The sequence below is a fragment of the uncultured Lamprocystis sp. genome, from assembly GCF_903933125.1.
In the GTDB taxonomy this organism is placed as follows: domain Bacteria; phylum Pseudomonadota; class Gammaproteobacteria; order Chromatiales; family Chromatiaceae; genus Thiodictyon.
The window spans coordinates 1-13,946 of the sequence record NZ_CAIZIZ010000521.1 but is presented as its reverse complement, the minus strand read 5'-3'; the positions used below and the strand labels follow the sequence as shown (position 1 = coordinate 13,946).

Here is a 13,946-nt window from a genome sequence, read left to right as displayed (position 1 = left end):
CGACGAGGGCCTCGATCAAGATTCCGGCCACTGGGGCTCGCCGGGTGCGTAGTCAGGCCATCCTGGCCTGACATGGTCAGGGCTGGAAGCCCTGACTACGCACGCCGCTGGCCGGGATTACGATCAAGGCCCCGACGAGGATGGATGAGGTCATGGGGCGCTCCGCAAGGGCTGGCGTCAGTTGACGCCAGTGTATACCGGGCCGGCCGCCAAATTGAACCGGAACGCCCTATCGCTCGGGCGTATAGATCCGGTCGAATATCCCTCCGTCCGCAAAATGTTTTTTCTGCGCGGCCTGCCATCCGCCCAGGTCAGCGATGGTCACCAGCTTCATCGGCGCGAATGAGCCCTGATAACGGGCGGCGACCTCCGGGTCGGTGGGGCGGTAGAAGTTCTTCGCGATCAGTTCCTGCGCCTCTTTGGAATACAAATGCTCCAAGTAAGCGGTGGCTACCGCGCGGTCGTTTCTCTTGTCCACCGTCCGATCGACAACGGCCACCGGAGGTTCGGCGAGGATCGAGATGGATGGCGCGACGATCGCGAACTTGTCCGCACCGAATTCCTTCAGTGCCAGGTGGGCTTCGTTCTCCCATGAGAGCAGCACATCGCCGATTTCCCGTTGGACGAAGGTGGTGGTGGAGCCGCGTGCGCCGGAGTCGAGTACCGCGACGTTCTTGTACAGGCGTCCGATATAGTCCTCCACCTTGGATTCATCCCCGCCGTACTGCTTGGCGGCCCAGGCCCAGGCCGCCAGGTAGTTCCAGCGCGCCCCGCCCGAGGTCTTCGGGTTCGGTGTGACAACACTGACGCCTGGTTTTACCAGGTCGCCCCAGTCCTTGATGTCCTTGGGATTGCCCTTGCGCACCAGGAATACGATTGTCGAGGTATAGGGCGCGCTGTTCTTAGGCAGCCGGCCCTGCCAGTCCTTGGCAATGATTCCCCGTTCCGCGATGGCGTCGATATCGTAGGCCAGCGCCAGGGTGACCACGTCAGCCTCCAGTCCGTCGATGACCGAGCGGGCCTGCTTGCCTGAGCCCCCGTGAGATTGCTTGATCAGCAGCTTCTCCCCGGTCTTTTTCTCCCACTGTTTGGCAAAGAGGGGATTGTAATCCTGGTAAAATTCACGCGTCGGGTCGTATGAGACGTTCAGCAACTGGGTCTCGGCGTTTGCCCAGGTCGGGACCCCGAGGCTAAAGATGGCGACAGCGAGCAGTGATGATAATGGAGTCGATGCGGTCATTGCAGCCTTCCGGTGTGAGACGATAACGAGGTGTCGATGATACCTGACGCGCCATGGTTCTCAAACGAACATCGATTGCAAACCTTATCAACGATCGAGAAAAATTATCCCTCAAGACGTTGGTTCGAGTTGCTTATCACCCGCGGTGATTTGCACTCCAGAAAGATCACTAAGCCGTTCGGCGGCGGGTTGCCTGGCTGCTGTGTCGCGTAAGATGCTGTTAGATATGGGGGTTGCATAACGGCATCCAGCGTGTGTGTGCGGTCTTGCCGACGATGGAGGCATATGGAATATGCATATCACCGAATCTGGATTCCGCCGGTTCGCGTCCTGTATTAGTCTGCGGCCTTTCCCATCGGCTTGTCGGAGCAGACCCGTGACGATCTCCATTTCATCCCCGGTGGCCGGGCCATGACCGCCGCCACTGTCGCTATACTGACGTCCCCCCCGTCGCTTCCCCGGATTGCGCGACGCGTGTTACCGGGCTTTGGCCTGACCCTGGGTCTCACGCTCGTCTATCTTTCGCTGGTGGTGCTGATCCCCTTGTCGGCGGTCTTCATCAAGGCCGGGAGTCTGCCCTTGGGCGAACTCTGGAACATCGTGTCCGCCCCGCGGGTGGTGGCCAGCTACCGGCTGACGTTCGGGGCCTCCCTGCTCGCCGCCGCGATCAACACGGTGTTCGGATTCATGCTCGCCTGGTCGCTGGTGCGCTACAACTTCCCCGGTAAGCGGCTAGTCGATGCGTTGGTTGACCTGCCTTTTGCCCTGCCCACCGCGGTGGCCGGTATCGCGTTGGCCGCGCTCTACGCCGGTAACGGTTGGATCGGCAGTCTGCTGGCGCCTTTGGGGCTGAAGGTTGCCTTCACGCCGCTGGGGGTTTTGGTCGCGCTGGTGTTCATCGGCATACCCTTCGTCGTGCGCACCGTACAGCCGGTCCTCGAAGAACTGGAGATCGAACTGGAGGAGGCGGCGGCGAGTCTCGGGGCGCAACGGGGTCAGACCTTCCGCCGGGTGCTCCTGCCGCTGCTGCTGCCGGCGTTGATGACCGGATTTGCCTTGGCCTTCGCGCGGGCGGTGGGTGAATACGGCTCGGTGATCTTTATCGCGGGCAATATCCCCATGGTGTCCGAGATCACGCCGCTGATCATCATCACCAAGTTGGAGCAATATGACTTTCAGGGCGCCACGGCGGTCGCGGGTGTCATGCTGGTCTTCTCTTTCGCGATGTTGCTCGTCATCAATCTGCTGCAGGCCTGGAGTGCCAAGCGCACCGGGAGGGGTCGCTGATGTCCGCCGGAGTATTGCACGGGCGCGCCTTGGCGCGCCGTTTCGAGGCGAATCCCGCCACCCGTGAGCCGATTTGGATGAAGCGTCTGATCCTTGCGATCGCGCTGACCTTTTTCGTGCTTTTTTTGTTTCTGCCCCTGGTGGCCGTCTTCTCCGAGGCCCTGCGTAAGGGTTGGCTGGTGTATCTTGCGGCTTTGGTGGAGTCGGATGCGCTCGCGTCGATCCAGCTCACTATCCTGGTCGCCGTCATCGCGGTGCCGCTTAATCTGGTCTTCGGGGTGATCGCGGCCTGGGCCATCGCGAAGTTCGATTTCCGCGGCAAACGGCTGCTGACTACCCTGATCGATCTGCCGTTCTCGGTCTCGCCGGTGGTTGCCGGCCTGATCTTTCTGCTGCTCTTTGGAGCCCAGGGCTGGTTCGGCACCTGGCTGTTCGAGCACGACATCAAGATCGTCTTCGCGGTCCCCGGGATCGTGCTGGCAACCGTCTTCGTTACCTTCCCCTTTGTTGCCAGGGAACTGATCCCGCTGATGGAGGCGCAGGGGCGTGACGAGGAGGAGGCCGCCACCGTCCTGGGTGCCTCCGGATTCCAGACCTTCCGACGGGTCACGCTGCCGAGCATCCAATGGGGCCTGCTCTATGGGGTGATTCTCTGCAACGCCCGGGCGATGGGCGAGTTCGGTGCGGTCAGCGTCGTCTCGGGTCATATTCGCGGCGCGACCAACACCATGCCGTTGCACGTCGAAATCCTCTATAACGAATACAACTTCGCCGCGGCCTTTGCCGTCGCCTCACTCCTGGCCTTGCTGGCGCTCGTCACCCTGGCCCTGAAGACTTTTATCGAATGGAGGGCTGGTCGGGTGGAGACAGTGGATGACTAGGCGAATGCTGTCCAATGTCCGGTTTCAAAGATTGCACTATCCTTTTTGCGGCAGAGAGCATCCATGAGCATCCAGGTCGAAAACATCTCAAAGTCATTCGGAACATTCGCGGCCTTGTACGGGGTTTCGCTCGACTTTCCGACGGGTGAACTGGTGGCACTGCTCGGCCCTTCCGGCTGCGGTAAGACGACGCTGCTGCGCGTCATCGCCGGGTTGGAGACCGCGGACGCGGGCCGCGTCATCCTGGACGGTGAAGATGCCTCCGACACCCATGTGCGTGAGCGTCAGGTCGGCTTTGTCTTTCAGCACTATGCCCTGTTTCGCCATCTGACGGTCTTCGAGAACGTGGCCTTCGGTCTGCGGGTCCGGCCGCGGCGCAACCGACCCAGCGCGGACGAGATCAGCCGGCGCGTTCACCGGCTGCTCGACCTCGTTCAGATGGATCCGCTGGCCGACCGGTTCCCTCCCCAACTGTCGGGCGGTCAACGCCAGCGCATTGCGCTGGCCCGGGCGCTGGCGGTAGAACCGCGCGTCCTCCTGCTGGATGAGCCCTTCGGCGCACTCGACGCCCAGGTCCGCAAGGAACTGCGGCGTTGGCTGCGGCGCCTGCACGACGAGCTGCATGTAACCTCCCTCTTCGTCACCCATGATCAGGAGGAGGCCTTGGAGGTCGCCGACCGGGTGGTGTTGATGAACCGCGGACAGGTCGAGCAGGTCGGCACGCCGGCACAAATCTACGAGCATCCGGCCACCCCGTTCGTTTACGGCTTTCTGGGGGCAGTCAATTGTTTCCGCGGGCGGGTGGAGGGCGCCCATGTGCGGGTGGGTGAAGCACGCTTGCCCCACGATGGTCAGGTTGACATCCAGGGGGCGGCCGTCGTCGGATTTGCCCGGCCGCATGATCTTCAGGTAGTGACGGATCTTGCGGCCGCGAACGGAGTCGACGCCATCGTGAGCCGGGTCCATGCGTTCGGGGCCAGCGTGCGGGTGGAACTCGATAGCTTGGAGGGGGCCGCCGACCGCGGGGAACCGGCCCACTACGAGGTCGTCATGCCGCGGGAGCGCGCGGTCTCCCTCACCGAGGGGCAGCGGGTTAAACTGGTTCCCGCCCAATTGCGGGTGTTTGCCGATCAGGCCGCCTGAGATGAATCTGCAGCAGTTACGCATCATCCGTGAGACCGTTCGCCACGGTTTCAACCTGACCGACACGGCCAACGCGCTCTTTACCGCCCAGTCCGGGGTATCCAAGCATATCAAGGATCTGGAAGACGAGCTCGGCATGGAGTTGTTCATCCGTCATGGCAAGCGTCTGTTGGGTCTGACCGAGCCGGGCAAGGAACTGCTGCCCATCTGTGAGCGCATCCTGCTCGACATCCAGAACGTCAAACGCCTGGGCGAGCAGTTCGCGCAGCAGGACAAGGGGCGCCTGACCATTGCTGCCACCCACACCCAGGCCCGCTATCGGCTGCCGTCGGTGGTGGGTCAGTTCAGGCAGGAGTTTCCCAAGGTCCATCTGGAGTTACGGCAGTGTGATCCCAAGGAAATCGTCTCGCTGCTGCATTTTGGCGAGGCGGACATTGGGCTGGCCACCGAAGCACTGGGAGAGGAAACAGATCTGGTGAGCTTTCCCTTCTATCAATGGCAGCACGCCATTGTGGTGCCTGATGGTCATCCACTTGCGGCCGACACCCTTCCGGTCACCCTGGAAGCGGTTGCAGACTACCCGATCATCACCTATCACGGAGGCTATACCGGTCGCGCCCGGATTGACACCGCTTTCGCCAATGCCGGACTGGTCCCGGATATCGTCATGTCCGCGCTCGATGCGGATGTGATCAAGTCATACGTGGAGTTGGGCCTGGGCGTAGGGATCATTGCCGCCATGGCCTTTCATCCGACGCGGGATGCTGGACTGAGGCTGCTGGAGGCGCCCGGGCTCTTTCCGCTGAATACCACCCGTATCGCCTTGAAGCGCGGTCATTATCTGCGCGGCTACGCGCTGCGTTTCATCGAGTGTTGCGCTCCTGAGCTCAACCCGGCACGGGTGATGGAGGCGGTCTTCCCGCGGGTTGGGATAGAGTAGCCGATAAGCATATGAGGATTCATTAGTTGTCCGCGTCGCCCCGCACGCCTTAGTCTGACGGTCAGACAAGTCGTCAATTGCCGAACATGGGGGGGCGCGATGCCGCTGACCAGCGTGGTCCAATATTTTAACGAGCATTTAGCTGATCTTCACCCCCGTCGCGAGGTCAAGGAACAGGCTAATTTCCAATTCACTGACGGCCGGGTGAGTGCTCATTTTGCGGGTTTCCGCCTCATGCCCCGGCAAGTTCCGGTCCTGGCCAGAGCCACAGGTAAATTATTTGCCTGGAGTGCCAAGCTCCTGGCCGAATCCGACCGGGGTCAGCCGGTGATTCCGGAAACACTGTATGTTCATGCTTGGGATAGCGACGATGTGGTCTTTCTCGATCGGTTCCTGCGCTCCCTGCATGCGCTGCACCACCTGAGTCTCGGGGACGAGCGGGATGGGCTGCTCGCGATGGATGTGCATCTTCGACACGTCGCGGCACTCCCGGAGCAGCACGGACAGGTGTTTGAGACTTTGCTCCGCCGTCTGGGTCTCGCGCCTCACCAAGTCGTTCTGCGGCTGTCCGGGACGGCCTTGGAGCATGACCCTCATGTCCGCGCGGCGGCGGCGAATTTCTCGCGGCGGGGCTACCGCCTCCTCGCCCTGCGACCGCACGTCGGCGACACCGACTGGGAGTTGCTGCGGGCCATCGGCATCGCGTGGGTTACGCCGGACATTGCCGCTTTGCGGACCGCGGCGCAGCAGACCCCCAGTGGCGATTGGGTGCGGCGTGCGCAGGCCCACGGCATCGGCTTATGGCTTGATGGCATTGGCTGTCAGGCGGCGATCACGCGCGCCCATAGCCTCGGCGCCGATTTGATCGAGGGCGTTCTGTGCGAATCGGTCTACGGTCCGGTGACCGCGGCATGGTTCGATCGCCGAACAACAGATTCGCTATGAACCGCCCGACCGACAGGTCACCGCCCGTGGCCGGCACCACGCTGATCGTCCCAGGTTACCGCGGCAGCGATGGAGGGCACTGGCAGACTTGGATGGAGTCCAGGATACCAGGTGCCCGCCGCGTATCCGGAATTGATTGGGACACCCCGGCGGTGGCCGTTTGGGCGGCGGTGATTCGCCGGGAAATCACCGCGGAGTCCGCGCCGGTCTGGTTGGTCGCCCATAGTTTCGGCTGCCTGGCGGCGGTTCTTGCCGGAACTGATCGGTCCGAGCGGGTCGCGGGTGCGCTTCTGGTGGCGCCGGCCGATCCGGAGTGCTTCTCACCCGTGGGGTTGCGCCAGGGAACCGGGCCTGCCGCCAGTTCTCCTGTCAGTCTGACCCCCTTCATGCCCAAGCACGCACTCGATTTCCCGACGCTGGTGGTGGCGAGCCGGAACGATCCCTGGATGCCCTGGCCGCGGGTTCGGCGCTGGGCGCGGCGGTGGGACAGCAAACTGATCGAAATCGGCGAAGCCGGGCACATCAATCCGGACTCGGGATTCGGTCCATGGCCGGAGGGGCTTGGCCTGTTGCGGAATTTGCAGGAGTTGCGGGACCACTGATTCCGGCCTTGTTCATCGTTCCGGCCAGTATCGGCAGGAATGAAGTCTTACGGGGGCAGTCTCGAACTGCACAACGAGCGCGAACCCAATACATTTAGACAGGATTAACAAGATTTACAAGATGTTATTCGTTTTCAATCTTGTGAATCTTGTTAATCCTGTCAAGAAATTTTGGAACTGTTCAGGGTCGCGGCCGGAACTATGGTCAAGGCCCTGATTCCCCTCGCGCAATATGGACCGGGGGCATTTGAAGCGCTGGACCTGCATGATCGCTTAAGCCGGACGCCAGGTTAGGTGCGGACGCGAGAAGCCACACGCTGCACATCATTTTTCCCGTCGGTTAGTGATCAGATGTTGTCACGCAACGGATTACCGCGTTGCTTCGCAGCTTTTCTTCGTTCGGGTTCAGGTCCCGCGCGGCTAAGCTCACTTCAGCGCTGATTCAATCGTCGCATTCTATACAAGCCGCGGCGTAACCGGCCCGTTCCGGGCGATCGCCGCCAGGAGACCCCACATGTCCCATTGGTTTACCGATAACTCTCAGTCCATCGGCCATACGCCGTTGGTTCGCCTCAATCGCGTCACCGACGGTGCACCGGCCACCCTGCTGGCCAAAATCGAGGGCCGCAACCCGGCCTATTCGGTCAAGTGCCGCATCGGCGCGGCCATGGTCTGGGACGCGGAGCAGCGCGGCCTGCTGATACCCGGAAAGGCCTTGGTGGAGCCGACCAGCGGGAATACCGGCATTGCCCTGGCGTTCGTCGCTGCGGCCCGCGGCATCCCATTGACCCTGACTATGCCGGAAACCATGAGCATCGAGCGACGTAAACTCCTGGTGGCCTATGGTGCTCGCCTGATCCTCACTGAAGGAGCAAAGGGGATGAGCGGCGCCATTGCCAAGGCCGAGGAGATCGCCGCGTCCGACCCGCAGCGCTATGTCCTGCTGCAACAGTTCCGCAATCCAGCCAATCCGGCCATCCATGAGGCGACCACGGGTCCGGAGATCTGGGACGATACCGACGGTGAGGTGGACATTTTCGTCTCCGGGGTGGGGACCGGCGGAACCATCACCGGCGTCTCGCGCTACCTCAAGCAGACCCGCGGCAAGGCCGTGCTCTCGGTGGCCGTGGAGCCGGCCGCGAGCCCGGTCCTGTCCCAGACCCGCGCTGGTGAGCCTGTCCATCCCGGTCCCCATAAGATTCAGGGCATTGGCGCCGGCTTTGTCCCGGAGGTGCTCGACCTCTCGCTGGTGGACCTGGTGGAAACCGTCAGCAACGAGGAAGCCATTCTCTATGCGCGCCGCCTGGCGCGGGAAGAGGGCATCCTGGCCGGTATTTCGTGCGGAGCGGCCGTCGCGGTCGCGGTGCGCCTGGCGCAGCGGCCCGAGCACGCCGGTAAGACCATCGTGACGGTGTTGCCGGATTCCGGTGAGCGCTACCTGAGTTCAGTGCTCTTTGACGGCGCATTCGATACGGCGGGGCTGGCCCTGTGAACGCGCCGAGTCCGATCGCCAGTTCGTCCCATATCGATACACGTTTGGCTCAGGCCGGGCGCACCACGGACCCCCGGACGGGGGCGATCAGTACCCCGATTTACCAGACCTCCACCTTTGCCCATCCCGGATTGGGCCAGAGCACCGGATTCGACTACAGCCGCACCACCAACCCCACGCGTCAGGCACTGGAGCACGCGTTGGCCGTCCTGGACGGCGGAGCCGCCGCCCTGGCCTTCGCCAGCGGCCTGGCGGCGCTGACGACTCTGCTCGGCCTGTTCCGTCAGGGCGACCATCTGGTGGTGGCCGAAGGTTGTTACGGGGGTACCTACCGGCTGTTGGATCAGGTCTTCAGCCGCTTCGGGATCGCGACCACGTATGTGCCGGTGGTCGATCCGGCGGGGTATCGTGCGGTCTTGCGGCCCCAAACGCGCGCGGTCCTGGTTGAGTCAGTCTCCAACCCCTGTCTTGAAGTCCCCGATCTCATGGCGCTCGTCGCGATCACCCGCGACGCCGGTGCGCTGCTGGTGGTGGATAACACCATGTTGACACCCTATTGGCTGCGGCCTCTGGAACTGGGTGCCGATGTGGTGGTGCACTCGGCGTCGAAATTCCTGGCGGGGCACAATGACACCATCGGCGGCATCATCACGGTGCGGGAGGCGGCCTTGGCCACGCAACTGGGCTTCCTGCAAAACGCCATGGGGGCGGCGCTGAGTCCTCAGGATTCCTGGCTGGTGCTACGGGGACTCAAGACGCTGGCCCTGCGGCTGGAGCGGCAGCAGCACAACGCGCTGGCGCTTGCCCGGTGGCTGCGGCGGCAGCCAGGGGTACTGCGGGTTGCCTACCCAGGCCTCCCGGATGATCCGAGCCATGACGTCCTCGCGCGATCGGCCGGGGGTGCCGGTGCCGTGCTGGCATTCGAGCTTGAGGACCGCGAGTCCGTTCGATACCTGATCGAGCGGTTATCGCTGATTGCCTACGCCGAAAGCTTTGGCGGGGTGGAAAGTCTGATCACCGTGCCGGCGGTGCAGACCCACGCCAATCTGTTACCGCAAGAGCGTGAGCGGCTGGGCGTGACCGATACCCTGCTGCGGCTCTCGGTTGGGGTCGAGCACGTGGATGACCTGATTGCCGATCTGGCTGCCGCGTTGGCCTGAAAGATACGGAGAGCGCAACGCGCCGAAGCCGGTGTGACCGAACGAGTGAGCGATGACGCTCGGTGCACCGGAGCCGCTGACGGAAGGACACGATTGCACCGACATGCAAACGTCTCAGGAGTCGACTGGCCGTCAGCAATCGGCCAGGAACGGTCGCCGGTGCCGGGAACCGAAGGGACAGCTTTCGGGCGGACTCCCGCCACTGGCGGTTGTGCAGGACAACAGGCATCGGAGATGCTATTCGTAAACGACAACGCCCTCGCTTCCCAGCTCGACATAGCGAGGGCTTACCGCAAGTGCCTGGGCCCTCGCTTCCCAATGCTCGTCGAACAAGGCAAGCAAAGCGTTATTCTGCAGATTGCCCAAGGTCACACGGATCAGGCGAGACGGAGACCCGGCCAGGAAATGGCTATCGCGGAAGTCGCTGTCCTTGGTAATCAAAACCATATCGTTCGCATCGGCGAACGCGGCCACAGCGGCATCCTTGGTCTCGGATCCGTCCAGAATTCTGTTCATATGAGTGGCGTCTACGCCTCGCTGCCGAAGCTGGTTCACTAACCGATATGGCAGATGGACGTCGCACAGCACATTCATCAGGCGACTCGCCGCAGCGGCTCGCCGGAAACCACCAACCGCGCGTAGTGCAGACAGGCAAGGATATCCTCGCGCTCCAACTCCGGGTGATCGGCGAGGATCTCGTCCGGCCCCATACCCGCGGATACGAGATCGAGGACGACTTCCACCGGCCAGCGCATGTGACGGACGCACGGCTTGCCGTGGCAAATGTCCGGGTCGAGGGTGATACGGCTCAGATCTGGCATGATAGGACCTTGGTAAACCGGTCGCCCGGGCCGCGAGCTGCGGCGGCCCGGGGTTGAGCGGTCGTTGGTACTGGGCCGCAGTATAGGTCAGGGCGAGTGCTGAAGATCAAGGAAATATGTGCTCTACGCAGCCTTCCTCGAGGTCAAGCTCGCGGCAGTCGATTACAAGTACAAGACCCGCGAGCTGGCGCTGTTCGACCTGGCGCTCGACAGTAAGCTGCGGGGCTGCGACCTGGTGGCCCTGCATGTAAGCGATGTGGCCAACCGGACCTCCAGACCGCTTCCAGCAACTGGCCGAAGCGTCACCGCCTGCGTCAGCGAGTCGGTTGTGACAGCGTCATGCAAACAATTCCAGAACGGCCCTGGATGCGGGTAGACTCGTCGGGTCTCCCAGCGGAGGCGATTACGGGCTTGGTCCCAGTTTGAAGCCATCAGACGGCGAAAGGCCAAGCTGGTGGCGAACTGGCCCACGCCTCGACACGCCGCATTCCATGATGAACGCAGTGTGCGATGCGCCAGTCGGGTCGACGGACAACGTTTGGGAGTGATGCATGACGGACAATGATGACTGCCCCGAAAAAGCCATTTCGACGACCGACCTTCGAGGGGAATCGGAACCGGGTCCGGAACAGACCCTGCGGCAGCGCGCCGACCGGATCGCACGCGACACTGCGGCCCAACCACCGGAAGCCATCGCCGCACTGTCCCCAGAAGACCTCCAGCGGACCTTCCATGAGCTGCGGGTGCATCAGATCGAGATGGAGATGCAAAACGAGGAACTGCGCCGGGCGCAGGCGCAGATCGAGCACGCGCGCGCCCGTTACTTCGACCTCTACGAACTGGCGCCGATCGGCTATTGCACCCTCTCCGAATCGGGACTGATCCGGGAGGCCAATCTCACTGCCGCCAGACTGCTGGGTCTAACCCGAAGCGCACTGACCGGTCAGCCGCTCTCCCGGTTCATCGTCAGGGAAGACCAGGATGCCTTCTATCGGTTCCGCAAATCGCCCTTTGAGGCGCCTTTGGCGGCTCGACCGGGCCCGGAACAGGACCGGTCAGAGCCTGTCCGCACGCCACGGGTGTGCACGCTGCGCATGGCGAAGCCGGACGGCGCGATCATCTGGGTGCGGCTCGAAGCCGCCACCGCAACGGATGCCGATGGATCGCCCGTCTGTCGCATCGCGATCAGCGACATCTCTTCCAGCAAACAGGCCGAGCTGGATGCGCTGAATGCGCTCATGACGGCGGTTCCAGGGGTGGTGTATCAATTCCGGGTGCTGCCCGATGGCGCCTGGCGGTTTCCCTATCTCAGTCCAGGCATCGCAACCCTGTATGGCGTGCCGGTGGAAGCGGCCTACGCGAACCCGGATGCGCTCACCCTGTGCATCCTTCCCGACGATCGGCCCTCTCATCGGGCGGCGGTGGAACGTGCGAACCAGACCCTCACGCCCTGGTTCCATGAACATCGCATCCACCCCAGTGGGCAGCCCGACCAACTCAAGTGGGTGCGCGGACAGGCCACGCCCTGTCTTCAGCCGGACGGGAGTGTGCTGTGGAACGGCATCCTGATGGACATCACCGAGCACAAGCTCGCCGAGGAGGCACTGCGGCGCAATCAAACCATGCTGGCACGCGCGGAGGCGATCGCGCACGTCGGCAGTTGGGAATGGGAAGTGGCGACGGACACCGTCACCTGGTCGGACGAGTTGTACCGAATCCTGCAGCGCGATCCGGCCGCAGGGGCGCCGTCCTTTGCGGATCATGCGCAAGTCTATATCGCCGAGGACCTGCAACGACTCCGTGATGCGGTGGCGGCCGCCCTCACTCAGGGCACACCCTACGAGCTGGATCTGCGCGCCATTCGCAAGGATGGCGCGACGGTGGTCGTGCTGGCTGTTGGCCATGCGGAAATCGGCACGGACAAGCAGGTCACGCGCCTCTTTGGATTTATTCAGGACGTCACCGAACGCCGCGCGGCCGAGCGCGCTCTGCACGAGAGCGAGCAACGCTACCGTGCCTTGTTCGATCATATCAGCAGCGGCGTGGCGATCTATGAAATCCGCGACTCTGGAAAGGATGTCGTGTTCCGTGATTTCAATCACGCGGCCGAACGTCTCAGCGGGGTCCAGCGGAAAGATCTGGTCGGAAAATCGCCGGCCGAGGTCTTCCCGGGCGTCGGGGCGCTCGGACTGCTGGAGGTCTTGCGACAGGTCGGGTCCACCGGCATCGCACAGCATGTCCCGGTCAAGCTCTACCACGACGAGCGACTGACCCGGTGGTATGACAATTATGTCTATCGTCTGCCCACTGGCGAGGTCGTGGCGGTCTTTGATGATGTCACCGCGCTCAAGGAACATGACCGGCAGCTCGAATACCTCGCCCATTCCGACGCGCTGACCGCGCTGCCCAACCGCACGCTGCTGTACGACCGTCTGCGGCACGCCATGGCGCAGACCCAGCGACGGGGACAACACCTGGCGGTGGTCTATCTCGATCTGGATGGTTTCAAGGCCATCAATGATCGCCACGGGCACGACGCCGGCAACCAGTTGCTGATCGCACTCTCACGCCGGATGAAGCAGATGCTGCGCGAAAGCGACACCCTGGCCCGCCTGGGTGGCGACGAGTTCGTCGCCGTGCTGGTCGATCTCGGCGACAGAGCCGCCGGCGTGCCGCTGCTCAACCGCCTGCTCGCCGCCGCGGCCGCGCCGGTGCCCCTCGGCGATGTCGTCATGCAGGTCTCGGCCAGCCTTGGCGTTACCTTCTATCCGCAGCCGGTCCCGGGCGACAGCGAAGGGACGGACGCGCTCGACCCGGATCAACTGCTACGCCAGGCTGACCAGGCCATGTATCTGGCCAAGCGGGCCGGCAAGAATCGTTACCATGTCTTCAACGGCGAGAAGGATCATCGTATCCGCGGTGAGCATGAAGGTCTGGAGCGCATCCGCCGCGCCCTGGTCGCGCGCGAATTCGTGCTCTATTACCAGCCCCAGGTCAACCTGCGCACCGGAGCGGTCATCGGCGCCGAGGCCTTGATCCGCTGGCAGCATCCGCAACGCGGACTCCTGCTCCCGCAGGAGTTCCTGCCGGCGATCGAGGATGACCTGCTGGCGGTCGAACTCGGCGAATGGGTCATCGAGACCGCGCTGACCCAGATGGATAGCTGGCGGGCGAGCGGACTCGATCTCCCGGTCAGCGTCAATGTCGGCGCGCGCCAGTTACGGCAGGCGGATTTTGTCGCGCGTCTGCGCGCCCTGCTGGCGGCGCATCCAGGGGTCAAGCCAGCGAGCCTCGCGCCAGCCCTGAAGCATAACCCTGCCGCCGACCGACATCGGGCATCGTCGGCGCCGGTCGGCGCTGGCGTTGGCCATTGCGGCATGGGTTTGACCTCACCAGGGAGGCAACGGGACGCCCGGGCGGGTACCGGAAGGGTGG

At 63.1% G+C, this 13,946-nt stretch carries 13 protein-coding genes; 10 read left to right on the top strand and 3 right to left on the bottom strand.

Annotated features, from left to right (window positions below; genetic code table 11):
- Positions 1-229: 229 nt before the first annotated feature.
- Positions 230-1,240, bottom strand: coding sequence for a sulfate ABC transporter substrate-binding protein (locus QZY03_RS28635; protein WP_295587247.1), 1,011 nt, complete (start codon positions 1,238-1,240; stop codon positions 230-232).
- A 411-nt stretch (positions 1,241-1,651) separates the two neighbouring features.
- On the opposite strand from QZY03_RS28635, the gene cysT reads away from it, so the two are divergent.
- The 8 genes from cysT (at position 1,652) to QZY03_RS28595 (ending at position 9,690) form a co-directional block, all read left to right on the top strand.
- Entirely contained in the window at positions 1,652-2,527 is an 876-nt protein-coding gene (gene cysT / locus QZY03_RS28630) for a sulfate ABC transporter permease subunit CysT (RefSeq protein ID WP_363168591.1), read from the top strand.
- A gap of 77 nt (positions 2,528-2,604) precedes the next feature.
- Positions 2,605-3,408, top strand: a complete 804-nt coding sequence (cysW, locus tag QZY03_RS28625; RefSeq protein WP_363168589.1) for a sulfate ABC transporter permease subunit CysW — start codon at positions 2,605-2,607, stop codon at positions 3,406-3,408.
- 63 nt (positions 3,409-3,471) lie between these two features.
- Positions 3,472-4,551 carry a sulfate/molybdate ABC transporter ATP-binding protein gene (locus tag QZY03_RS28620; RefSeq protein ID WP_295587244.1) on the top strand — a complete coding sequence of 360 codons (1,080 nt, stop codon included), beginning with the start codon at positions 3,472-3,474 and terminating at the stop codon, positions 4,549-4,551.
- Between the two features lies 1 nt (position 4,552).
- A complete protein-coding gene (locus QZY03_RS28615; protein WP_295587243.1) occupies positions 4,553-5,491 on the top strand; it encodes a CysB family HTH-type transcriptional regulator in 939 nt (312 codons plus the stop codon).
- 234 nt (positions 5,492-5,725) lie between these two features.
- Positions 5,726-6,436 (top strand): hypothetical protein, encoded by a 711-nt coding sequence (locus QZY03_RS28610; RefSeq protein WP_295587242.1) that lies wholly within the window; start codon positions 5,726-5,728, stop codon positions 6,434-6,436.
- A complete protein-coding gene (locus QZY03_RS28605) occupies positions 6,433-7,038 on the top strand; it encodes an alpha/beta hydrolase (protein WP_295587241.1) in 606 nt (201 codons plus the stop codon). Before QZY03_RS28610 ends, QZY03_RS28605 begins: the two co-directional genes overlap by 4 nt.
- A gap of 514 nt (positions 7,039-7,552) precedes the next feature.
- On the top strand, positions 7,553-8,530 hold the full coding sequence (gene cysK, locus QZY03_RS28600) for a cysteine synthase A (protein ID WP_295587240.1): 978 nt from the start codon (positions 7,553-7,555) through the stop codon (positions 8,528-8,530).
- Positions 8,527-9,690, top strand: coding sequence for an aminotransferase class I/II-fold pyridoxal phosphate-dependent enzyme (locus tag QZY03_RS28595; protein ID WP_295587239.1), 1,164 nt, complete (start codon positions 8,527-8,529; stop codon positions 9,688-9,690). Before cysK ends, QZY03_RS28595 begins: the two co-directional genes overlap by 4 nt.
- Positions 9,691-9,927: 237 nt before the next feature.
- Here QZY03_RS28595 and QZY03_RS28590 read toward each other — a convergent pair whose 3' ends face one another.
- Both QZY03_RS28590 and QZY03_RS28585 read right to left on the bottom strand, forming a co-directional pair.
- Positions 9,928-10,284, bottom strand: a complete 357-nt coding sequence (locus QZY03_RS28590; protein ID WP_295587238.1) for a DUF5615 family PIN-like protein — start codon at positions 10,282-10,284, stop codon at positions 9,928-9,930.
- On the bottom strand, positions 10,284-10,511 hold the full coding sequence (locus QZY03_RS28585; protein WP_295587237.1) for a DUF433 domain-containing protein: 228 nt from the start codon (positions 10,509-10,511) through the stop codon (positions 10,284-10,286). The genes QZY03_RS28590 and QZY03_RS28585 overlap by 1 nt, the downstream gene beginning before the upstream one ends.
- A gap of 118 nt (positions 10,512-10,629) precedes the next feature.
- Between QZY03_RS28585 and QZY03_RS28580 the strand changes: the two genes are divergently transcribed.
- The gene (locus QZY03_RS28580; RefSeq protein WP_295587236.1) at positions 10,630-10,887 is read left to right on the top strand and encodes a hypothetical protein; all 258 of its coding nucleotides are present in this window, start codon (positions 10,630-10,632) and stop codon (positions 10,885-10,887) included.
- 175 nt (positions 10,888-11,062) lie between these two features.
- Positions 11,063-13,946, top strand: a 2,884-nt coding sequence (locus QZY03_RS28575) for a diguanylate cyclase (protein ID WP_295587235.1), incomplete at its 3' end; no start/stop codon positions are given.

Bases quoted from the DNA above. Each gene is read 5' to 3' on its own strand.
- QZY03_RS28635 (WP_295587247.1), bottom strand. From the start codon at position 1,240: ATGACCGCATCGACTCCATTATCATCACTGCTCGCTGTCGCCATCTTT.
- cysT (WP_363168591.1), top strand. From the start codon at position 1,652: ATGACCGCCGCCACTGTCGCTATACTGACGTCCCCCCCGTCGCTTCCC.
- cysW (WP_363168589.1), top strand. From the start codon at position 2,605: ATGAAGCGTCTGATCCTTGCGATCGCGCTGACCTTTTTCGTGCTTTTT.
- QZY03_RS28620 (WP_295587244.1), top strand. From the start codon at position 3,472: ATGAGCATCCAGGTCGAAAACATCTCAAAGTCATTCGGAACATTCGCG.
- QZY03_RS28615 (WP_295587243.1), top strand. From the start codon at position 4,553: ATGAATCTGCAGCAGTTACGCATCATCCGTGAGACCGTTCGCCACGGT.
- QZY03_RS28610 (WP_295587242.1), top strand. From the start codon at position 5,726: ATGCCCCGGCAAGTTCCGGTCCTGGCCAGAGCCACAGGTAAATTATTT.
- QZY03_RS28605 (WP_295587241.1), top strand. From the start codon at position 6,433: ATGAACCGCCCGACCGACAGGTCACCGCCCGTGGCCGGCACCACGCTG.
- cysK (WP_295587240.1), top strand. From the start codon at position 7,553: ATGTCCCATTGGTTTACCGATAACTCTCAGTCCATCGGCCATACGCCG.
- QZY03_RS28590 (WP_295587238.1), bottom strand. From the start codon at position 10,284: ATGAATGTGCTGTGCGACGTCCATCTGCCATATCGGTTAGTGAACCAG.
- QZY03_RS28585 (WP_295587237.1), bottom strand. From the start codon at position 10,511: ATGCCAGATCTGAGCCGTATCACCCTCGACCCGGACATTTGCCACGGC.